The sequence below is a fragment of the Phaeodactylibacter luteus genome (assembly GCF_007993045.1).
Classification (GTDB): Bacteria; Bacteroidota; Bacteroidia; order Chitinophagales; family Saprospiraceae; genus Phaeodactylibacter; species Phaeodactylibacter luteus.
In genome coordinates this window covers 1-20543 of the sequence record NZ_VOOR01000029.1, presented here as the reverse complement: position 1 = coordinate 20543, position 20543 = coordinate 1, and the positions used below count along the sequence as shown (strand labels likewise).

Annotated in this window: 19 protein-coding genes; 6 read left to right on the top strand and 13 right to left on the bottom strand. The window is 55.2% G+C overall.

Features of this window, described 5'->3' with window-relative positions:
* Positions 1-4 precede the first annotated feature (4 nt).
* The 6 genes from FRY97_RS13825 to FRY97_RS13800 all read right to left on the bottom strand — a co-directional run bounded on the left by FRY97_RS13825 (position 5) and on the right by FRY97_RS13800 (position 6006).
* Positions 5-1021, bottom strand: a complete 1017-nt coding sequence (locus FRY97_RS13825) for a histone deacetylase family protein (protein ID WP_246141726.1) — start codon at positions 1019-1021, stop codon at positions 5-7.
* Positions 1022-1098: 77 nt separating this feature from the next.
* A complete protein-coding gene (locus FRY97_RS13820) occupies positions 1099-2967 on the bottom strand; it encodes a CBS domain-containing protein (protein WP_147168141.1) in 1869 nt (622 codons plus the stop codon).
* Between the two features lie 32 nt (positions 2968-2999).
* Entirely contained in the window at positions 3000-3854 is an 855-nt protein-coding gene (locus FRY97_RS13815; RefSeq protein ID WP_147168140.1) for a universal stress protein, read from the bottom strand.
* A 36-nt stretch (positions 3855-3890) separates the two neighbouring features.
* Positions 3891-4235, bottom strand: a complete 345-nt coding sequence (locus tag FRY97_RS13810; protein ID WP_147168139.1) for a hypothetical protein — start codon at positions 4233-4235, stop codon at positions 3891-3893.
* A 369-nt stretch (positions 4236-4604) separates the two neighbouring features.
* Positions 4605-5492, bottom strand: a complete 888-nt coding sequence (locus tag FRY97_RS13805; protein WP_147168138.1) for a universal stress protein — start codon at positions 5490-5492, stop codon at positions 4605-4607.
* 76 nt (positions 5493-5568) lie between these two features.
* Positions 5569-6006, bottom strand: coding sequence for an Hsp20/alpha crystallin family protein (locus tag FRY97_RS13800; RefSeq protein ID WP_147168137.1), 438 nt, complete (start codon positions 6004-6006; stop codon positions 5569-5571).
* A gap of 269 nt (positions 6007-6275) precedes the next feature.
* On the opposite strand from FRY97_RS13800, the gene FRY97_RS13795 reads away from it, so the two are divergent.
* The 3 genes from FRY97_RS13795 (at position 6276) to FRY97_RS13785 (ending at position 11436) form a co-directional block, all read left to right on the top strand.
* The gene (locus FRY97_RS13795) at positions 6276-7865 is read left to right on the top strand and encodes a M28 family peptidase (protein ID WP_147168136.1); all 1590 of its coding nucleotides are present in this window, start codon (positions 6276-6278) and stop codon (positions 7863-7865) included.
* Between the two features lie 248 nt (positions 7866-8113).
* Positions 8114-8833, top strand: a complete 720-nt coding sequence (locus FRY97_RS13790; protein WP_147168135.1) for a hypothetical protein — start codon at positions 8114-8116, stop codon at positions 8831-8833.
* 389 nt (positions 8834-9222) lie between these two features.
* Positions 9223-11436, top strand: a complete 2214-nt coding sequence (locus FRY97_RS13785; RefSeq protein ID WP_147168134.1) for an amino acid permease — start codon at positions 9223-9225, stop codon at positions 11434-11436.
* Positions 11437-11578: 142 nt separating this feature from the next.
* Here the strand turns inward: FRY97_RS13785 and FRY97_RS13780 are convergent, their stop codons facing one another.
* The 5 genes from FRY97_RS13780 to FRY97_RS13760 all read right to left on the bottom strand — a co-directional run bounded on the left by FRY97_RS13780 (position 11579) and on the right by FRY97_RS13760 (position 16899).
* A complete protein-coding gene (locus FRY97_RS13780) occupies positions 11579-12373 on the bottom strand; it encodes an alpha/beta fold hydrolase (RefSeq protein WP_147168133.1) in 795 nt (264 codons plus the stop codon).
* 3 nt (positions 12374-12376) lie between these two features.
* A complete protein-coding gene (locus FRY97_RS13775; RefSeq protein WP_147168132.1) occupies positions 12377-13645 on the bottom strand; it encodes a glucose-1-phosphate adenylyltransferase in 1269 nt (422 codons plus the stop codon).
* Between the two features lie 62 nt (positions 13646-13707).
* A complete protein-coding gene (locus tag FRY97_RS13770; protein WP_147168131.1) occupies positions 13708-15141 on the bottom strand; it encodes a glycogen synthase in 1434 nt (477 codons plus the stop codon).
* Positions 15142-15687: 546 nt separating this feature from the next.
* Positions 15688-15798: a 30S ribosomal protein THX gene (locus tag FRY97_RS13765; RefSeq protein ID WP_147168130.1), complete on the bottom strand. Its 111-nt coding sequence runs from the start codon at positions 15796-15798 to the stop codon at positions 15688-15690.
* 456 nt (positions 15799-16254) lie between these two features.
* A complete protein-coding gene (locus tag FRY97_RS13760; protein ID WP_147168129.1) occupies positions 16255-16899 on the bottom strand; it encodes a thymidine kinase in 645 nt (214 codons plus the stop codon).
* Between the two features lie 241 nt (positions 16900-17140).
* Here FRY97_RS13760 and FRY97_RS13755 point away from each other — a divergent pair, with 241 nt between their 5' ends.
* The 3 genes from FRY97_RS13755 to fabG all read left to right on the top strand — a co-directional run bounded on the left by FRY97_RS13755 (position 17141) and on the right by fabG (position 19382).
* Entirely contained in the window at positions 17141-17851 is a 711-nt protein-coding gene (locus FRY97_RS13755) for a hypothetical protein (protein ID WP_147168128.1), read from the top strand.
* Positions 17852-17939: 88 nt separating this feature from the next.
* Positions 17940-18548, top strand: a complete 609-nt coding sequence (locus FRY97_RS13750; protein WP_147168127.1) for a hypothetical protein — start codon at positions 17940-17942, stop codon at positions 18546-18548.
* An 87-nt stretch (positions 18549-18635) separates the two neighbouring features.
* Positions 18636-19382 (top strand): 3-oxoacyl-[acyl-carrier-protein] reductase, encoded by a 747-nt coding sequence (gene fabG / locus FRY97_RS13745; protein WP_147168126.1) that lies wholly within the window; start codon positions 18636-18638, stop codon positions 19380-19382.
* A 330-nt stretch (positions 19383-19712) separates the two neighbouring features.
* Here the strand turns inward: fabG and FRY97_RS13740 are convergent, their stop codons facing one another.
* Positions 19713-20033 carry a hypothetical protein gene (locus FRY97_RS13740; RefSeq protein WP_147168125.1) on the bottom strand — a complete coding sequence of 107 codons (321 nt, stop codon included), beginning with the start codon at positions 20031-20033 and terminating at the stop codon, positions 19713-19715.
* A 276-nt stretch (positions 20034-20309) separates the two neighbouring features.
* A partial coding sequence (locus FRY97_RS22980; protein WP_211356872.1) for a hypothetical protein occupies positions 20310-20543 on the bottom strand: 234 nt, incomplete at its 5' end.

Sequence of the window (20543 nt, the reverse complement as noted above, 5' to 3'; positions counted from 1 at the left end):
TGTGTCAGAATTTCCAGTAGTCCCGCAGCTTGCCCATCACTGCGTGCACATAAATTTCGAAAGTCTCCCAAGCACGCAGCCCAGAGATGGTTGCTTCCTCTGCATAGGGCATCGCCTGGCCATTCACCCCTGCCAGGAAATTGAACAGGCAGCGGGGCATTTCATCTATATTATAGCCCCCCTCGAGGGTGCCGAACAGGTGGTCAAAATTGGCCCGCAGCCGTTGCCCGAGGGTGTAGAAGAAAGAAGTGGACAGCTTCAAGTCCAGCAGCAGGTCCCGCTGATGGGCATCAAACCCAGCTGACAGGGCAACAACGTCTGGCTGAAATTGCTTGACCACGGGCAGGAAATAATCCAGCACTTCATTGTAAATATCATCTCCAGCGCCCGGCGGAAGTGGCACATTTATATTGAAGCCCTTACCGGGCCCCACGCCTATTTCATCTACAAAACCATGCCCAGGATAAGCCGGGTATTGGTGGATCGACCAATACAGCACCTGATCGGTACGGTAGAAAATATCGGAAGTGCCATCCCCCAGATGCCCATCAAAATCTAAAATCAGCACCCGCTTGCCCTGCTCCACTAAGTGCTGTGCTGCCACAGCTACATTATTGAACAGGCAAAACCCGCTCCCCCGGGCAGCATAGGCATGATGGCCAGGCGGGCGTACCAGGGCGAAGCCTTCCTGCTCTGCAGCCATAATGGTAGCGCCTACGGCAAAACGGGCGGCCTCAAAACTGCCTGCTGAAGTGGGGGTGTCCCCGTCGAGCCGCTGCCCAAACTCACAAGCTGATTTGATCTGCCGGACATAGTCCTTGCTGTGCACCAGCCCGAGGTAGGGCGCACCATCAATCAGCTCCGTGACTGGCAGTTCCCCCATCGCTTCAAACCGCTTGCCGCTCTCTGGGTGGAGCCCAGTGTCATGCTGTAACACGACCGGGTGGTAAATCAATGGCATGGAAGGGAGCACCCCGGCTGGCCGGGAAGTGCTCGTGGGCGTGCCCGTTGGTGGTTTCATACGCTTATATTTTTCTCCTGCACCCTAGCTGCCAGCAAGACGGCCTGCAGCTTGACCGCTCCAACAATTACTGAAATTTAACCTTCACTGCCAAACAATTCCCTGAAATCTGTATCGGTCAGCAGCCCGATGATCTGCCCCTGCTCCACTACTGGCAAAGATCCGATATGATGGGTTTTCAACAACCGGGCACACTCGCTTAGCGGCGTATCTGGCTTGATGGTAATGAGTTGGCTCACCATGACATCCCCGGCGGTGGTGTCTTCGGGTACAGCCCCCCAGTCCTGCATCAGGTTGCGGGAGAGCAGGCCGACAAGCTGCCCATTTTCATCTTCCACGGGCAGGTGCCTCACCTTTTTCCATTTCATTATGGCACGGGCCATAGACAAAGGCTCTCCGGGCGCTATGGTATACAGGTCTGTTTTCATGAGGTGCCCGGCCGTAGCTGCCCCCGGCCGCAAAGCGTAAACTTTATGGGCGGGTATATCCTCCCAATTGTGCACGGGGACATCGGCAGCCTGTCCGTAGCGCATCGCCGCAGCCAGCTCGCGGGCTGCCACCCCAGGCCCAAACTGGCTTTTCAGGGCTCTAAAATTGCGGGCAGCCCAGCAGGCACCATTGGCTTCTCCTGCCACCCGCCGCTCTACTATCTGCAAACGGCGGTGGGCTTCCTCCTCTCCAACACCTACCTTGCGGAGGCCGTCGGCTGCAATCGGGAGCAGTTCTTCCAGAATTATGCTTTTCACTGGCCGCTGCTTCCCGTTCCAACGCTGACTGCACAGCAGGCTGGAGCGGGCTGCCTCGTAGAAATTTGCCCGGGCATCATCGAATGGCGTTTCTTCAGCAAGGCTCGCGTACCGGGGCGGCATACCTTTCATCAGCCCTACCCAAAAGGCAAAGTTGGCCATCTCGTCCGCCACAGTAGGGCCGGAAGGCACATAGCGGTTTTCCAACCTCAGATGGGCTTCCCCGGCTTCGTTCAAGCCATAGCAGGGCCGGTTCCAACTGTAAATCGTGCCATTATGCAGGCGGAGGGCTTCCAGTTTCGGGGCCTTCCCGCCCGACAGCACAGCCGCTGCCTCCTCGGTCACCTGGCCGGTCAGCAATAAGGGGAAGCGGGTAATCTGATCTTTGAACAGGCCGGCAGGGCCTCCGGTCAGCCATCCACGGCCAAAATGGACGCGATTGTGGCGCTCTCTGAGCTCGTTGGATGAGCGGCGGGTATCCACACTCTGCTGAAACAGCGCGATGCGGGTTTCGTGCCAGAGCTCACGCCCAAATAGCAAAGGCGAGTTGGCTGTAGCGGCGAGGACCGGGCCGGAAATGTATTGCGCCCAGTTGTACGCTTCAGAAAAGCTGCGGGGGTCAATCTGCAAGTGCATCTGCCAGCTGGTGTTCGCGGCTTCGTACATCACACTAGGCAGGGCCACTGCCAGCTCATCTGCGCCAGAAATATGAATTTCAAAAGCCCCGCCCCGGAGGTCTGTCAGCCGCTCGTTCAACATTTCAAAACGGCCGGCCGGCGTCATATACTGCAAAGACAAGTGGGCAGGCACTAAAGTAGGCAAGATCCCAGTGAGCAAAGGGCTCATCCCTCCAGGTTCTCCCGCTGCTTCCAACTGCTGCAGCAAGCCCCTGAGCGTCGTTTCCGTTTGTTGAAAAGCACTGCCATTGAGCAGGGCAGGCGGCAGATTGGCTTCCAAGTTAAACCGCCCTATCTCATACGTGAAGGCCTCCGGCAAACTGCCCACCATAGTGTAGGCCCGGGCATCCGGCTTATAGCTCCTGTCCACCATAAACAGCTCCTGTTCGGCGCCTATCCTTTCCACGCCCTGCTCAAAACGGTCTTCTCGTATCATCGTCTCGAGCACTTCTGCTTCCCGGATCAGCGCCTGAATATAAGCACTGCGGTTTTGGCCGACATGTTGCACCTTCATTTCTCCCATGGGTTTAGTTTTTTGAGGCTCGCCAGGCCGATTTAATGCTTGAGGAAGAGGACAGGCACCTGCGCACGCAAGGCCATGGCTTTAGTCTCACTGTGGTGGAAAAGCCGCTGCCACCAGCTGTGCCCCGGGGCATACATCACCATGAGGTCCAGCCCAAACTGATCGATAAACTGATCTAGAGCAGGCGCCACCTGCCCCCCTTGCAACGTATGGAAAGTAATCTGCAGGGCGGGGGCGTGATTGTCGAAAAAGTGGCCAAGCCCATTGAGGTCCAAGGCATGCTCTACGCTTTGCTCCAAGTTGACATGGGCACAGCGGATGACCGGGCTGAAGGCATCTAAGATTTTGCCGGCCTCCCAAATGTGATAAGGGTCGGCTTCCGCCAAATCTGTGGCATAGCCCACCTGCTCAATTTTTTGATACGGGGCATGCTCAGGGACGACCATGACATGGCACGGGGCATGCTCTAGTACAGCAGTGGCCGTGCTGCCCCAAAAACGCTCGAGGGTATTGTGGCTGCCCCGGGTGCCCATGACAATCAGGTCGGCTTCATCTCTGCGAGCGACCTCGCTGATGAGGCTGGCAGGCGTGCCCACTTCCAGATCTGCATGTATGGGCGGCACGCTTTTGATCTGCCCGGTCGTATGCATTTGGGCCAGCCCCAGCTCCATAAACTCTTTCATGACCACACGGGCTGCCTCTGCTTTTTCACGGGTGGCCTGAGCGGCCATCACGGGCAAGTCCAAGGGCTCGTACTCCGGATAGATAACATGCAGCAGCTCTATTTCAGCCCCCATCCGGTCAGCGAGCATAAGCCCATGGCGGAATGCATTTTGAGCATTTGCAGAAAAATCGGTAGGCAACAATATTTTACGAATGGCATCCATGGCAGCAAAGGTTTAAGTGAGGTAAATAAAAATGGCTTAGCCGATGTACCAGGCCATAGCCAAGAGCCCCGAAGCCGCAGCAGCCCCTATCAGAAGGGCAGCCCAAGCGAGCTCAAAATGCCCCCGGCCGGGGCTGGCCAGCAACAGCATGGCGCTGATCATCCCCATAGAGCCCAGTATCCACCCCAGCCCCCAAAAGCCTAGCACAAAAACGGCTATACCAGACAGGATCAGCCCCAAGGCAGTTTTGCCTTTCAGCTCTCTAGCTTCCGGGCTGCTGCCTGCGAGCCAAGGGCGGCGGGCGCCACGAGCAGACGGGCGGTGAAGACTGGCATTCAACTTTTGCTTATGCGGAAGATGCAAAGGGGCCTGAACTTTCATGTCGCTTGGTTTTACCCCGAAAAACGGGCGGTTTTCTTGTCCAGAAAGCTCCGTTTTTTACCGCAACAAGGCATTGAGATTGGTCAGAGGGCAGTATGACATTCGTCAGGCTTGGGAAATGAGGGCTGCCCTGCCCGGGCAGCTATGTGCCTTGTGGGCAAGATCGGGCGTGGGCAAAAATGTCGCGGGCATTTGGGCTTTATAGCCTGGCATTGGCCTAGCGCTGCGCAGGGGTGGCTGAAGGCCAGACCCGACGCCTATAGGGCGAGGGGCCGAGCGGACAGCGAGCCCCGTAGCATAGCAGCACCTGCCCGCAGGCAGGGGCAGGCCCCTCCCAAAAAAGCGACAATCTGATTTGCGCCTGCAAGATCAGCGTACAATCAGCAGTGGGACATCGCCCGCCCGCTCGGCAAGGCGCTCTGTGACGGAGCCAAAAAGGAAATGCTCAAAAGGGCTGTGCCCCTTTGCCCCTGTGACCAGCCAAGTGCCCGGGTGCTCTTTTGCGTAAGCAAGAATATGCCCCGCAGTATCTTGCCGGAGGTTTTCGAGGTAAACATCCACAAGATCGTCATCTGCTACCCCCAGCTTATCCCGGAATTTGTTGCCAGTCAGGCGAGCCGACTCCATAAGGATGCCCCGGTAGCCTCTGCCCGGCTCAGAGCGGTTGTAGTAATCTGCCGGAGGCAAATCAACCACATACAGGCTGTGCACCGGCTGCCCTTTCATATGGCTGCTGAGGGCAAGGGCGGTATGGATAGCGCGCCCGGCATTCTCAGAAAAGTCGTTGGGGACCACCAACTGCTCAATGCTGCCTGGGGCAGCTGCTGGGACGAAAAGAATGCTGCAAGGTGCATTGCGGGCCACGCGCTTCGCAGTAATACCGCTGCCTTCGCTAATGGCTTTTTTGCCTAGTATCAAAAGGTCAGCCTTTTTGACTTTCTGCCAATGCAATAATTTTTCGTAGGGCTTGCCCTCTCTGATGTCAAGAACGAATTCCAGCCCCTTTACCGGAGCAAAAGCCGCTTCCAAACGGGCTTGCAGGCGCGACCGGATCTGCTCATCTACGGGCACCTCAGGGGCAAACCGGCTCATAAAATCAGCTTCTGTGCCAGCAGGGGCTGTAAAATCGGGTATGATGTGAAGGACATAAAGCTTCTCCACACCAAGCGCCCGGGCGTGCCGCGCAGTGAAATCCAGCAGTGAAGCATCCGTTTCGGTTAGGTCGAGCGCCAGCAAGGCCCGCTTGAAAGTGGTCATTGGCTATTTGCTTTTACGGAAGAGGCAGCCGGGGCGGCGGCTGCCCTCCTGTTTAAGGAAGTAATCAGGCATACCTCTAATCTACTGCCACACGCTGTATTTCTGACTCCTGCTCCTCCGGTACATCCACGAAGGTAAGGAACAGTATGCCTTTGTCGTAGCGGGCGGTAATCTGCTCTCTGGCGATGGTATCAGATAATTTGAACTTGCGCTCGAAAGCATCAAAGTTGAACTCCTCCAGTACCATTTTGCCGGAGCGCTCTGTTTTGGCGGCCCGTTTTTCGCCTTTCACGGTTAAGATACCATGATCGACGAAGACCTCGAGCTCGTCTTTGGCAAAGCCCGGCACAGCAATCTCCATTTCGAACAACTTGCCATCCTTGACGATGTTCACAGGCGGTGCTGATTTGACATCAAAAGCGTTGCGGCCCAGGAAGTGGTCGGGGTCGATTACGCGGGCGAACCGTTCGCCCATGCGTTCAAATGCGTGGTTTTTGATTGGTGCGCGGATCATGACTATTGGATTTGGTGAGCAAACTTGGCAGGCCCCCCTGCCTTTCCTCCTCAAAATCAACAACTACCACCTTTCATGCAGTGGCACAGGTCATGCGCTGCTGATGATTTTAGTCACTGCCTGCGTTGGGCGGATATGGGCAGCCGGGCTTACCTGTACCTGAATTAGCAGCAATCTTCCCCATAAATACCGAGGGGAAAACGTAACTTTTGGATGGAAAAGGGGGGATCCCCCTCAGTTGACAAACATCATTTAACCTCTTGTACTTTATGAAAAAACAACTTTTAGCAGGGCTGATCGGGCTTGGCCTGATGGGCGCCGCACAGGCGCAGGCTCAGGAGCCCGTCAATGAAGACTTGGTCGCTGCGATCCGCAAGCATGGTTTAGACGAAAGCCGGGCTATGGAGACTGCAGAAATGATTATGGACGTATATGGCCCCCGGCTTACCGGCTCCCCTATGCTGGACAGGGCCACTGATTGGGCGGTGAAGGAGCTCAAATCTTGGGGCATGGAGAATGTCCATACCGAGGAATGGGGCCCCTTTGGCAGGGGCTGGGAACTGCAGCATTTTGAGATGCACGCCCACACGCCCAATTACTGGCCGCTGATTGCGGTGCCAAAAGCATGGTCCCCTTCCGTCAAAAATGCCAAAGGGGAGGTCATCTACCTTCAGGCTGATACCAAAGAAGAGCTCGATGCCTATAAAGGCAAGCTCAAAGGCAAATTTGTATTGTTGGACACCCTGCGTTCGGTAGACGAATGGTTTGATGCGCCTGCCCGACGTTACGAAGCTGAAGACCTGCTGGAAATGGCCAATGCGGATATGCCGACGCCCCGCCCAAGGCGCAACTACAACACCACGGGCGGTTTCTCGTTCAACAAATACCTATGGGAAGTGCTGGCAGAGGAAAAACCCATTGCTGTGCTAGACCGCAGCTATAAAGGCGACCTTGGCACCGTCTTTGTTTCTGGCGCCCGGTCGGGCGAATGGGGAAGCGTCCGGGAAGACGGGGCCGATGTCGTCCCTCAGGTCACTCTGGCCGTAGAGCATTACAACCGCCTCTTCCGCCTATTGCAGCGGGGCATGCCCGTTGAGCTCAGCCTCGACATGAAAACCATGTACCACAACCCTGATGGGGGCATGGAGCGGAACATCATCGCAGAGATCCCTGGCACTGACCTTAAGGACGAAGTCGTCATCTTTGGCGCCCACTTCGACAGCTGGCACGCTGCTACAGGGGCTACCGACAACGGGGCAGGCTCTACGGTCATGATGGAAGCTGCGCGCATCTTGTTGGAGGCCATTAAAGAAACCGGCATTCAGCCCCGCCGTACGCTGCGGCTTGCGCTGTGGACAGGCGAAGAGCAGGGCTTATTTGGCAGCCGGGGTTATGTTGGCGAGCATTATGCGGAATTCCCGGAGGGCACCTACAACCCCCAATCTCTGAAGCCTGCGCAGGAGAAAGTATCGGCCTACTATAACCTGGACAACGGGACCGGCAAAGTCCGGGGTGTTTATCTTCAGGGCAACCCCAATGTAGCCCCTATTTTCCGGGCTTGGCTGGAGCCCTTCAAGGACCTCGATGCTGGCACATTGACCCTCTCCAACACTGGGGGGACAGACCACCTCGCATTTGATGCGGTGGGCATACCGGGCTTTCAGTTCATTCAAGACCCGATGGCCTACTTCACGCGCACCCACCACTCTAATATGGACAACCTAGACCATCTGGTGGAGGACGACATCAAGCAGGCGGCCACAATTATTGCCTCCTTTGTGATGCATACTGCTATGCGCGACGAGATGCTGCCCCGCAAGCCTCTTGAGCTCGAGGCTGAAGCCGACAGCAAGCGCTAAACGCTCCTGCATCCGTTGAGACTGAAAAACAATGCCCGGAACCCCGCGGGCATTGTTTTTTCCTTGCTTGCAAAACTTTATATTACTCCAAGGCATTTTCATCTTATAGCAGCCATTTCCCGCTGCTCATCTCACCCAAGGTCACTACTGCTGAAAACTGGAAAGCACCTCTGTTGCAGCCACAACGGTGGGCTTTTCTATCTTTTCCAAATCCTATTTTTTAAAAGCCTTTAAAAAATCAGACCACCATGCTGCAACGCAAATTTGACAAAATTGTCAATGGTTTCTTTCCCAATGCAATAGATGCAAAAGACACTTCCATACAGTATATGGGCAAAATGCAAGAGGAGCACGGCATCAACGTTTCCAAAGTACTGATGGCCACATCCCTTTGTTCTGACGACATCAACGTGCCGTCCACTACCTTCTTCAATGTGCTCTTTGGCCCTTTCATTATGGGCGGGCTGGGCGGCATCCCCTTTGCCGGCAAAACTGGCATGACCGCTTTTGCCCATCATATCCCAGACGACGGGGCTGCGTTTATTTTCTACGGCCCACATATCGGGGTTACCCTGGAAGGGGAAGCCGGGCGCATGTACCGCCCACGGCAGGAGCAGCCGGGCAACTCCTGTGGCGCGCTCATGCTGGCGCTTGACCGTTTCACCAAAGACAGCAGCTATAAGCCCGACCTGGTCGAAGACGATTATCAGCAGATGATGCTGGAGACCTCCCTCCTTCCTTACCGAGATGAAATCCTGGCATCGGACCACCCTCAGGTCGCTATTACAGAGGCGACGTTCAAAGTCATCGACCAAAAAATACACGAGTACCTTAAAGCAACCAAGAATGAGTTCCACGTTGACAAAGTGGCACTGCTCGGCGGCATCATTATCAATACAGACTATGGGCTAGACGACTACTTTGCGGTACGCAATTTTGAAGTCGTAGATATGAAAACCCTGGCATAGGCCACTCGGGCGCAAACCAAGTTGTCTTTTTTTTGCCTGCCCCTGCACCATGTGAGGGGGCCTGCCCCCTACGTAAGGATAGGGGCCTGCACCTGCCCGCGGGCAGGTGCCGCTATGCTCCGGGGCTCGCTGTCCGCTCGGCCCTATCGGGCTTATCACCCCTGCGCAGCGCTAGGCCAATGCTAGGCTATAAGCCCCGAAAAGCGTAAACACCTGCGATATTATGGTTTGTGCCCGGGCACGTCTGCACTTACAGCCTGTACCTCAGCGGTACAGGCTGTTCTTTTTTCGCTCATTGCAGTTGACAGCTACCGCATTCAACCCTTACATTTGGCCCTGCTGCCCAAGCTTGGGCAGCAACTGCTAACGCTCTTTAACCCTTTTCAGCTATGCCTAACAACCTCAAGGAAATCTTTCACAAGAAGCTCATCCCCGTCACCTTTGAACGCACGATCGGCTTGTTTGGGGCCACGACTATTGGCGTTGGCGCGCTGATGGGGGCCGGCGTCTACGTTTTGATCGGCCTGGCGGCGGGCAGTGCGGGCCCCTCGGTGTGGCTTGCGTATGTCATCTGCGGCGGCCTGGCCTTCCTGACCACCCTGCTCTATGCGGAAATGGCCCGGCTGGTGCCGGTAGCCGGCGGAGGGTACGCCTATGCCTATCAGGCGCTGGGCAGCCTTGGGGGGTTCACGACCGGCTGGTTCTTGGCCTTGGGCAGTATCTTTGCCTGCGGCTTGTACGCCATTGGGTTTGCCGAGTACTTTGCCACCATGCTAGGGCTAAAGCTGTCCCCTTTAGGAGTAAAGGGCCTTGCAGGGGCCTTGGTCCTTTTTTCTGCCTGGCTGAATGCCCGGGGCACCGCAGGGGCAGACCGCATACAGAACCTACTAACCTGGGGCAACCTTGCCATTCTGGCCGCACTCCTCATTGGCGCTTCCTTTTTTGCGCAGCCCGAGCTGCTCACCCCTCAGTTCCCTCAAGGCCCTGAAGGCACCCTGGGCGCTATTGGCATCATTTATATTTCCTTTTTCGGCTATCAGCTCATTGCCAATAATGCAGATGAGATCAAGCAGCCTGAAGTGACCATCCCCAAGGCCATGATATATGCCATGGGCATAGCTTTCCTATTTTACCTGCTTGTGGCTTTGGGCAGCATACTTACCGTGCCCTGGCAAACACTTGCCGCTTCCTCTGCCCCACTTGTGGATGTGGCCACTGTCGTTTTCGGGGGCTGGGGGTGGGTGGTCATTTCCATAGGCGGAGTGCTCGCCTCGGCTGGCGCCCTAAACAGTACGCTGCTTTCTCAGGGGCGGCAGATCTACGCAATGGGCAAGGACCGGTTTATGCCCGACCTGATCGGCAAGGTGCACGAAAAAAGCAAAACACCCCGCGCAGCTTTATTGACCGGCGGTCTGTTCATCTTGGCTTTCCTGCTGTTGTTTCAGCTGGAGTTCATTGCCAAAGCAGCCAATTTCTGCCTGCTCGCTTCCCTCCTCCCCATTTCGCTGGCCCTTAGGAAAATTTACCGTCAGAACCCCGCACACCGGCCTGCACAGTGGTGGAAGCGGGCCCTGCCAGGGCTCACGCTTGCTGCCAATATCGGGCTGTTGTTCACGCTAGACTGGCTATCCCTTCTCTTTGGCCTGCAGCTGGGCTTAGCTGGCGGAGTGGTCTATTTTTTCTACTCCCGCAAACGCGTGGTGCGGCAGGAAGGCGGTATGCAGCTCAAACTAACTGAAGAAAAGCCCCGCTTCCAGTTGCGGTCCGGCGAGCGGGTGCTGATGCCCGTGGCCAACCCTAGCACCCAACGCAGTATCTTTGAGCTCTGCCATGCCATCGTAGCTCAAAAAGGGGGAGAAATCATGGCCCTCCATATTGTAGACACACCCGAGCAAATGGATTTCCGGGCAGCACTTTCAGGCTCGGACAAGTCCCTGGAGCTTTTAGAGCGGGTCACGACCTGGCCGACTGCTGAAAAAGTGGCCGTACGGCCCATCATACGCGCATCGCGCAAGCTGGGCATGGGCATCGTCCACGCGGCAGAAGAGGAAAGCTGTGACATTACAGTTATGGGGTACTCTGGGCATAGCTCCAAGACGACGACCCTCAACCTTATGGAGCTGGTACTCAACCGGGCGCCTACGGATTTTATATTCTTCAAGCTCCACAAGCCTAATGAAGATTTCAAGCCCAAGCGCATTGCCGTATCCTTGGGCGGGCGGCTCAACTTGAACCTCATGGTGCGCTTGGCCGGGTCGGTGGCGGCCCAATTTGGAGGAGAAATCACTTTTCTGAACATCCTGCCTAAGGAGTACACCCCGGCTCAGCAGGCCGAATCCGGCAAGATTTTTATCGAGGCCATTCAGCGGCACTCTGCCCGGGCGCTATACAATATTCAAGTGCTGGCATCTGACCAGCCTATAGATACGCTGGTGGAGAAGTCGGCCCATTTTGATCTGCTCATCGTAGGAGCAACCAAAGTAGGGCTGCTGCAGCAAATGGTCGTTGGCAATTTTGCCACGCAGATCACAGAGCGGGCCCAATGCAGTGTAGCTATTGTGCGGGTGAACCCCTTGGGGCGGAAGCTCATGCAGGGGGTCTGACAGGCTGGGCTGAACGGGCGGCAACCCGAAATACGGCCGGCTTTATCGGCTTTACAATGGCACCGGACTAGCGCTGCGCAGGGGTGATAAGCCCGATAGGGCCGAGCGAAGAGCGAGCCCCGGAGCATAGCGGCACCTGCCGTTAGGCAGGGGCAGGCCCCATCCAAGCGCACAGGTGATCTAGTACAGAACGGTGGCCTCCGGGCAGCTCCGACAGGGACACTTGGGGCAGCCCGCCAACTGCCCGGGCGATAAGGGCTGCGGGGACCAATCGATCGGCACGGGCGAGCCCAATGTGGACCGGCAGGGAAGGTTTTGATGACAGGTAGCTCTGTGCCCGGGCAGGGCCCATTTTGCAAGCAGAAAGGCTGGCCCAAGTGTGCAACAGCCTGCGATGGGCATCGGGCCCGGAAAGATGAGTTGTCAAGTAGCGGTACGTAAAAGCGTCTAGTAATTTCCAGCGGTACAGCTTTTCAACTTGCCGCAGGGCGCGGCCGGTATTATGGGTAAGCCGGGCAGCCCGGCGCCTCATGCTGAGCGGCACGCGCTCCGTAAACCCAGAACGGTAAGTGCCAAAACCGTCCGGAGCGATGAGCCATAGCTCAGACATGGCCAGCTCCAGATGGGGCAGCATGCACAGCCACAAGCGCGCGCCTAGGCTGTGCCCAAGGGCTTCCACCCTACCTCCGCCCACCTGCCCCCAGAAATGGTGCAGGGCAGCGGCCAGCTCCTCTGGGGCAAAACGGTCTGCTGCCCACACTGTGCCACCATGAAAGGGCAGGTCCAATGCCCATATAGACAGCTCCGGGCAAGCTTTGGCCAGGCTGGCAAATGCGGTATGGTCCATAGCAAAACCGTGCAGCGCCAGCACCTTTCTTGGCCCTGACCCCCACTGTTGGTATGCCAGCTGCCCCCCTGGCACTGCCATTGAAGGCATAGCTTATGGCTTTCCGATAACCGTGCCGTCTGGGATATGAGCCCCCTTCTTGAGCACAATGATGCCATCGCGGATCACGTACGTATCGGTCTCTACATCTTCGAGCTCTGTATTCCCGATAATGACGACCTTATCGCCCACACGGCAGTTTTTATCCACAATAGCCCGGTGGATTTCACAGTCTTCGCCAATGCCCATAGGCTGTTGAACAGACTCCATCTCCTCCATGGTCTCGTAGTAATCGTTGCCCATGATGATGGATTCAGAGATTTCAGTGCCTTCCCCTATCCTTGACCGGATACCGATGACAGACCGCTCTATTTTCTTAGCGTGGATGATGCAGCCCTCTGCAATAATGGCTTTGTTGAACCAAGTGCCGAAGACTTTGGCAGGAGCAAGGAGCCTGGGGCGAGTAAAGACCTGCTTATCGTTGTCGAAAAGGTTGAAATCGGGGATGTTGTCTGTAAGGGCAATATTGGCATCGAAAAAGGAGCGGATGGTACCGATATCGGACCAATATTCATCAAATGCGTAACTGGCAATTTTGTACCCGCCCTCAATGGCAGAGGGGATGATCTCCTTGCCGAAGTCGGTAGCATCGGGCTGATCTGCAAAAAGCTTTTCCAGGAAAGCTTTTTTGAAAATGTAGATGCCCATGGAAGCCAGATAGTGCTTCCCTGCACTGCTGTACTTCTCCGGCACAACAGATTTCCAGTCCGGCAAAAGGTCTGGCCCTGGCTTTTCGGTGAAGTCCTCTATCCTACCTTCTGCATTCACCTTCATGATGCCAAAACCAGGAGCGTCCTCTGCTACTACGGGGATGGTAGCAATGGTGAGGTCGGCATCTTTTTCAATATGGTACTTGGCCAACAGCTCGAAATCCATCTGATAGAGCTGATCTCCGGAAAGGACAAGGATGTAGTCGTGGTCATGATTGCGCAGATGATGCATTGACTGCCGCACGGCATCGGCTGTGCCCTGGAACCAATTATCGCTGGAAGGCGTCTGTTCTGCAGCCAGGATATTGACAAACCCATGGGAGAACATGTCGAAGTGGTAGGTATTCTGAATGTGCTGGTTGAGGGAAGCAGAGTTGAACTGAGTGAGCACAAACATGCGCCTGACCCCGGAGTTGAGGCAGTTGGAGATCGGGATATCAATAAGCCGGTACTTGCCGCCAATGGGCACAGCAGGCTTGGAGCGCTCGCTGGTCAAAGGATAAAGCCGGGAGCCGGCACCGCCGCCGAGGATGAGGCTGATCATTTTTATCATAGGGGTAATTTTTGGCAGTTCTGGTTTGGAAAAACAATGGTTATCAATGTAGCAACGGGGCTTTATATCATTTCGCTGTAGAGCGCTTGGTATTCCTTGGCCGACCGGTCCCAGGAAAAGTCAACTTGGCTGACTTTTTCGCGTATGGCATGAAAGAAAGCTTGGTTCTGATACAGGCCAACAGCCCTGTGTATAGCCATTTGGGCGTCATCGAGGTTGAAATGCGTAAACTGAATGCCCCGCCCGATGCCACCGGGCGCCCCTACGTCGGGCACGGTATCCCTTAGCCCCCCCACTGCGCGCACCACGGGCAAAGCCCCATAGCGCATGGCGTACATCTGATTGAGCCCGCAAGGCTCTACGCGAGAGGGCATCAGCAGGAAGTCAGAGCCGGCATAAAGCTCATGTGCCAGGCCCTCGTTATATTCAAGGGACAAGCCAAAGCGCCCGGGGAACTGAAAAGCAAGGTGCCGCAGGGCATCGTGTATCCAAGCTTGGCCGGTGCCCAGCACGACGAAAGAAGCGGGCACACCATGCTTCAGGGCCCGGGCAATCAGGTCAGGGAGCAGGTCGGCCCCTTTTTCTCCTACCAAGCGCCCGATGAACGTCATCATCGGCAGCTGTGGATCTACCCGGAAGCGGGCAGCAAGCTGCTGTTTGTGGGCCGCTTTGAATGCATGTACATCCGTTTGCAGGTGATGGCTGAGATAGGTATCTGCCCGAGGGTCCCAGACCTGCGTATCTATCCCATTGAGGATGCCCAAACATTTGTGGCGCTCATGCTGCAGCAGCAGCTCCATGCCGTTGGAGTTTTCGCGCAGCTCTTCCAGGTAAGAAGGCGAGACCGTAGTGACCCGCCAGGCACACTTGATGGCTGCCGCCAGAGGGTTGATGGTGTTGCCCCAGTCCAACAGGCCACGTGCACCGGCCTCGAAGAAAGGCAGGAGGTACATCTTTTCCCAGCTGTAAGCTCCGTGATAGGCCCCATTGTGGATGGTGAACACCGTAGGGATATGGCTTAAGCTTTGATACTCCGGGCAGTGCCGGGCCATAAAAGGGATGAGGCCAGTGTGGTGGTCGTGGCAATGCAAAACGGACGGCTTGCCGGGGCTGCTGGCCACCCATTGCAGTACAGCCTGCTGAAAGCAAAGGCTGCGCTCTACTTCATCTCCATACCCATGCCCGGAGGGGTCGGTATAAATGCCTGTACGGTCAAACTTGCCAGGTATGTCTGCTACAAATAAGGAAAAACCCAACTCCTTGCCGGTATACTGCTGTATGGAGTACGGTACGTAGCCACGATGTATGCGCACAGCCCCTTGGTGCACAGGCTGAAATGCCTTCCCTTCAAACCACTTCAAGCGGTAACGGGGGATGATGACGCCGGCTGAAGCCCCCTGCCGGTTCAGGTACTTGGGCAGAGCGCCAACCACGTCGCCCAGTCCGCCCGCTTTAGCGGCCGGGTAGCATTCTGCACTGATGTGTAATACTTCCATGTTGGTCATTGCGTTGAGGAAAGAGCGCCAGGCCTGCCTGAATGCGCAGGCCGCTCTATCCATTTTAAGGCTGCTCCGGCAAACCAGGCAGCAGCCCGATCTTAGATTCTAAACTTAGTGAAAAAAGTTGGACAGCTGGTTATTTAAAGATTAAGAGTTTGCTGCTGAAAGAGAACGGCATCCTGCGGGGCAGGCCAGGCTAATGCAAGCAGCCGCAACCCCCTGCGCCTGTAGCGTTGAGAGCGAAGGCCGTGCGTTGATAAATTTCCATTTAGCCCGCAAAATTCAAATGCAACGGCTGTGCCAGCCCCCTGCCGGCCATGCTGTCACAGCAGGCGGGCATAACCCCTTGGTTTTCGTAACCGCCCTACTCCAAACAAGCGCTAAGGCGCAAAGCCAAGGCCAATTAAAAACGCGCCCCCGGGACATACCCGGCAGGCGCGTTTTTTGCACACTAAGGTGCTTGCTATCAGATGCGGCTTAGCCCCGGCTACAGGTGCGTTGCTGCAGCTGTTGCAGGGCGCTTTGGGCACCTAGAGCCGATGCTTACGCATCTTGCTTTTTCGCTGTAGCTTTTACAGTTGGCTTTGGGCGGCTGTTCCCGTAAGAACCTGCCTGCCGCTTGCCTTTCTTGCTACGCTTATCGCCTTTTCCCATATTTGTCATGCGGTTGTGGTGAAAAAATAATTTCGCCGCAAAGATATAAATTCTAAGGACTGTGAAGAAACGCCCTGCGCATTTATGGCCTCGTTAAGAAACGGATCAGGAGGGGGCGTGAACCAAAATGTCGCAGGCGTTTATGCTTTGGGGGCTTTATAGCCTGACAACCCAGAATTTATGAATTCTGACTTGCTCTTTTTCCGTTTCTCTTCACCAAAAAGCCTCGCCGTAGCTAAGGCTATGCCTACGTTTTTTGTCTCGACAACCGAAAAAATAGCAGCGTCATATTTTCAAAAATCCTAAGTTGTCAGACTATAGCCTGGCATTGGCCTAGCGCTGCGAAGGGGCGGCAGGCCTGATAAGGCCGAGCGGATAGCGAGCCCCGGAGCATAGCGGCACCTGCCCTCACGGCAGGGGCAGGCCCCCAAAAAAACGACAATCTGGTTTGCGCCCTCAGGAGGCAGCATCTATATTGCGCACCCGCCCCGGCTTTTCGTCCGCCTTCCCTGCCTCAGACTTCAAGTCCAAGATATTGCCCATGTGGTAGCAAGTCCGGCAGCGGGGCTCGTAGGCTTCCTTCTCCCCGAGGACGACGGTGTCGTTGTTGGGCACAAACCGGTAAGAATGGGTCGCCAGGTTGCCACAGTGCTGGCAAATGGCGTGCACCTTGGTGATGTACTCTGCTACCGCCAACAAATTGGGCATAGGGCCGAACGGCTTCCCGCGAAAATCCATATCAAGCCCGGCAACAATCACGCGCACCCCTTTCAAGGCCAGCATTTGGCACACTTCCGGCAGCTCCTCGTCAAAGAACTGAGCCTCATCTACCCCTACAACATTGACGCCCTCCGCCAGCCCGATGAGGCTGCTCGAATGGGCGATAGGAGTGGAAAGGATGTAGTTGGCATCGTGAGAGACGACCTTGGCCTCATCATAGCGGGTATCTATCTTAGGCTTGAAGATTTCTACCCGCTGATTGGCAATTTTAGCCCGCTTCAGCCGGCGGATAAGCTCTTCTGTTTTTCCAGAAAACATCGACCCGCAGATGACTTCGATCCAGCCGCTGCGCTGTCCCTTAAAATGAGGCTCCAAAAACATGTATCCAGGCGATTTGGGTTCGGGGGCTAAGGTACGAACAGTTGGGCGGGGTTCAAAAGGCTGGAACGCATGCGGCTCGCCATGGCTTAAAAAAGCTAAAAACTCCCTTCCACAAGGCAACAATTCCTAGGTTTAGTTCCTTAATTTAGCGGGCGCCAGCGCACAAATGGCAAACCGGCAGCCTAATACGGCCTTTGCTGCGCCTTCTGCTATCTGGGCTGACACCTCTCAAAAACACAATATGGACCTGAAAGAAGCCAAACTCAAGCTTGAAAAAATCCGTACGCTCCTCGAATCCTTGGAACGGGACGAAAGCAATATTTCCAGCATCGAACGCGACCTCATGCTCAGCTATATCCGGGGCCTATACGATGTAGTGCTCTCCGGGGCCGACCGTGCCCCCAAACAGGAAGCTATAGCCCCGCCCAGCCCTAAGGCTGCACAAAAAAGCCAGCCGGCAAGGCCTCAGTACACTCCTCCTCGGATTATTGAGATCCCGGATTCGCTCAAGGACCTAGACTCTAAGCCTGCTCCGCCTCCGCAGGCCCCGCCCCGGCCTACACCGCCCGTTGCCGCAGCCCCGGTACGCCCTGCACCCCAGCCGGAAGCACCGGCCCTCAAGACCAACAGCCCCTTGGCCATACCCCCTAAAGTTGCCCAGCTCTTTGCGGTACGAGAGGCCAGCGATCTGTCCGAAAAATTGAGCGAACGCCCTATACAAGACCTGACAAAGGCCTTGGCCATCAACGACCGGCTGCTGTATATGAACGAATTGTTTGGCCGCGACCTCAATGCCCTCAACGATACCTTGAGCCAGCTCAACCGCCTGCACACTATGGAAGAGGCCAAAGCCCTGCTTGAGCCAATTGCAGCCCGTTTTGACTGGCCCGGGGAAGAACGGGAAGATACCGCACGGGATTTCATCAAACTGGTACGCCGCCGCTACGCCTGAGCCTAAGAAGGCTTGTTTGGATAATAGCTTAGCATGCGCTAAAGATGAACCTTGCCCCCCCGCTGGTGTTTGAGGAGGAAAGTGCTGTATGGACAAACTTTGGTCGTATTTCAAAAACTTGTTCCAGCAGGCTGAGCAAAGCTCGCCTTCCCAACCGTTGATCCATGAACTGATCGAACGAAGCGAAGCGGAAAAGGAAGATTATGCCTTTTGGAAGAAAACCTTGGTCCTTCGCCGCCTGCTCGACTGGCTGAACGAGCAGTATGCCGCATACCGGCTCAGGCCGGAAAGCACGGACGAAGCCCTAGATTTCCTGAACACCCCATCTTCCAAAGGCTTTGTCATACACTTCTCAGAAACGGGGTATAGCAGACGAGACGCGACCTTCTTTTTCGATTACCTCCGGGAACGAGTGCTCAGCCTACAGTACCGCACACAAGTCTCAGACCGCCGCAGCTATCAGCGGCATGCTTGGGTGGAGACTATCGAACGGCATTACCTCAAACCAGGCATTACCCTCCGCGCTAACCTCCGGGAAGGGGAACCTTTTGCACAGCACTTCGGCAACATCATGGTGGAGCTCGAACTGCGCGACGACAAAGTGCACAACCTCCGTTTCCGGGCCACAACTTACAACGACCGTCTATTCCAAGAGCCCGCTGAGTTCAAAGAGCTCATGCAACAGGTCTTGCGCTAAGCCAATACAAATTTTACTACCTTCGTGGGTGTTTGTCGCCAGGCCACTGGCTATTTGTGTACACAGACCAATACAAAAACCAACAATATGGGATTATTAGACGGTAAAGTCGCCCTGGTAACGGGCGGGTCGCGCGGCATTGGAGCGGCGATTGCCCGGCGATTTGCAGAGCAGGGCGCAGACGTTGCCTTCACTTACCGCTCTTCTGCGGAACAGGCTGAAGGGCTGGCTGCAGAACTCAGCGGGCTGGGCGTAAAAGCCAAAGCCTACCAATCAGATGCTTCGGACTATGAGGCGGCAGAGGCCCTCTCCAAAGCGGTGCTTGATGAATTCGGAAAGGTGGACATCCTCGTCAACAACGCGGGCATCACCCGGGATACCCTCATGCTCCGCATGACCGAAGCCCATTGGGACGATGTCATCCACACCAACCTGAAGTCTATCTTCAACCTGACCAAACACCTCATCCGCCCGATGATGAAAAACCGCGGCGGGTCTATTATCAACATGAGCTCTATTGTAGGGATGACAGGCAATGCAGGGCAGGCCAATTACGCGGCTTCTAAAGCAGGGATACTTGGCTTCACCAAGTCTATTGCCAAAGAGATGGGCTCCCGCAACATCCGCTGCAACGCCATAGCACCAGGCTTTATCGAAACCGATATGACCGATGCCCTTGATGAGAAAGTGAAGGAAAGCTACCTGAAGAGCATCCCCATGAACCGGCTGGGCAAAGCAGAAGAGATCGCTGATGTCTGCGTATTCCTTGGCTCAGACCTCTCCTCCTACCTCAGCGGGCAGGTCATCAGCGTTTGTGGCGCACTGAACACCTAAAGAGGGCCCGCCTGCGCTGAACCGTAGGCACACAGCACAGAAAGCCGGAGAGGAAACTCCCCGGCTTTTCTATTTTAGAGAGCATGTTGGGGTCTTGGCCTTCTAGCCGAAAACCGGAGTTTAGCCAAGTCCCGCTTTTGATGCACAAAAGCGGGAAGGATTTTCGGGGCGAAGTATAAGCGAAAATGTCCCGCTGTCTAGCGGGATAGACCGATTACTAAAGTCCCACACGCTCTCTTAACCAAACCGCAATCATATCTCATGCCAGCGCAATGCAAAAATGCGCTTGGGTTTTCAAACCTAGCCTGACAAATATGCGGGCTGCCCGGGTCATTCCCGGTAAAAAGCAGCTAAGCCGCGGGCAACCTTCCCAGCATACTTTAACCTGACGGCATTTAAGGTATAGTAGCAGCCGTACACATCATCGTGACGGCTGATAACCCGTGATTGGCAGAGCAGCTCCAATTGCTGCTCTAATTCTTCCGTAGCCATGCGCAAGCAGAGGGCTAAATCGAGCAAAGCGCCGCGTTCATGCTCCTTCAGGTACTTCAAAATCCTCGCCGAACGGGGCTGCTGAAGCGTTTCCAAAATGTCAATGGCCTGGTCTAGTTTGTTTGTGTTTACGGCTTTGATAGTGTTCCATGTGTGCATGGGTGAAAACTTTAAACAGTTCCACAATAGGATTCCAACGTCTTGTGCATATTCCCGCCTATTGCTCAGGTTACTGGCTTGAACCTAAGCACTAAATGGACAGTTCTTCCAGGTTACGCACCGCCAAGGGTGCCCATTTGAAAAAACAGGAACGTGTAAGCAATGCATCAGCAGCTGGGCTGGCAATGCAGCAGCTTCTGAAAACCTGTACGGTAGCAGCTAGGCTGCAGATAGATTTATTGAAGTTGGCGTGGTTGGTTGGTAGTAGAAAGCCGGTTAGGCTGCGCTGTGTTTAGGCAAGGAAGTTGGTGCAGCAGCCATATTTGTTTGTGCTAACAAAGCTAAAACATCACTTGAATATTTCCTAAAATTTGAATTAAAAAATTTACACATACGATTTTTTAGGGGCGCCACGCTAACTGGCAGTATACTGGGCCGCTCGATAGCCCATCTTCTCTCTAGTTGGTCTTTTACGGAAAGGGCAAAGGCGGGTTTCAATAAATATGATTT

Bases quoted from the DNA above. Each gene is read 5' to 3' on its own strand.
- FRY97_RS13760 (WP_147168129.1), bottom strand. From the start codon at position 16,899: ATGTTTTTGGAGCCTCATTTTAAGGGACAGCGCAGCGGCTGGATCGAA.
- FRY97_RS13765 (WP_147168130.1), bottom strand. From the start codon at position 15,798: ATGGGAAAAGGCGATAAGCGTAGCAAGAAAGGCAAGCGGCAGGCAGGT.
- FRY97_RS13770 (WP_147168131.1), bottom strand. From the start codon at position 15,141: ATGGAAGTATTACACATCAGTGCAGAATGCTACCCGGCCGCTAAAGCG.
- FRY97_RS13820 (WP_147168141.1), bottom strand. From the start codon at position 2,967: ATGGGAGAAATGAAGGTGCAACATGTCGGCCAAAACCGCAGTGCTTAT.
- FRY97_RS13810 (WP_147168139.1), bottom strand. From the start codon at position 4,235: ATGAAAGTTCAGGCCCCTTTGCATCTTCCGCATAAGCAAAAGTTGAAT.
- FRY97_RS13815 (WP_147168140.1), bottom strand. From the start codon at position 3,854: ATGGATGCCATTCGTAAAATATTGTTGCCTACCGATTTTTCTGCAAAT.
- FRY97_RS13750 (WP_147168127.1), top strand. From the start codon at position 17,940: ATGGACAAACTTTGGTCGTATTTCAAAAACTTGTTCCAGCAGGCTGAG.
- FRY97_RS13740 (WP_147168125.1), bottom strand. From the start codon at position 20,033: ATGCACACATGGAACACTATCAAAGCCGTAAACACAAACAAACTAGAC.
- FRY97_RS13795 (WP_147168136.1), top strand. From the start codon at position 6,276: ATGAAAAAACAACTTTTAGCAGGGCTGATCGGGCTTGGCCTGATGGGC.
- FRY97_RS13780 (WP_147168133.1), bottom strand. From the start codon at position 12,373: ATGCCTTCAATGGCAGTGCCAGGGGGGCAGCTGGCATACCAACAGTGG.
- FRY97_RS13800 (WP_147168137.1), bottom strand. From the start codon at position 6,006: ATGATCCGCGCACCAATCAAAAACCACGCATTTGAACGCATGGGCGAA.
- FRY97_RS13785 (WP_147168134.1), top strand. From the start codon at position 9,223: ATGCCTAACAACCTCAAGGAAATCTTTCACAAGAAGCTCATCCCCGTC.
- FRY97_RS13790 (WP_147168135.1), top strand. From the start codon at position 8,114: ATGCTGCAACGCAAATTTGACAAAATTGTCAATGGTTTCTTTCCCAAT.
- FRY97_RS13755 (WP_147168128.1), top strand. From the start codon at position 17,141: ATGGACCTGAAAGAAGCCAAACTCAAGCTTGAAAAAATCCGTACGCTC.
- FRY97_RS13825 (WP_246141726.1), bottom strand. From the start codon at position 1,021: ATGAAACCACCAACGGGCACGCCCACGAGCACTTCCCGGCCAGCCGGG.
- FRY97_RS13805 (WP_147168138.1), bottom strand. From the start codon at position 5,492: ATGACCACTTTCAAGCGGGCCTTGCTGGCGCTCGACCTAACCGAAACG.
- fabG (WP_147168126.1), top strand. From the start codon at position 18,636: ATGGGATTATTAGACGGTAAAGTCGCCCTGGTAACGGGCGGGTCGCGC.
- FRY97_RS13775 (WP_147168132.1), bottom strand. From the start codon at position 13,645: ATGATAAAAATGATCAGCCTCATCCTCGGCGGCGGTGCCGGCTCCCGG.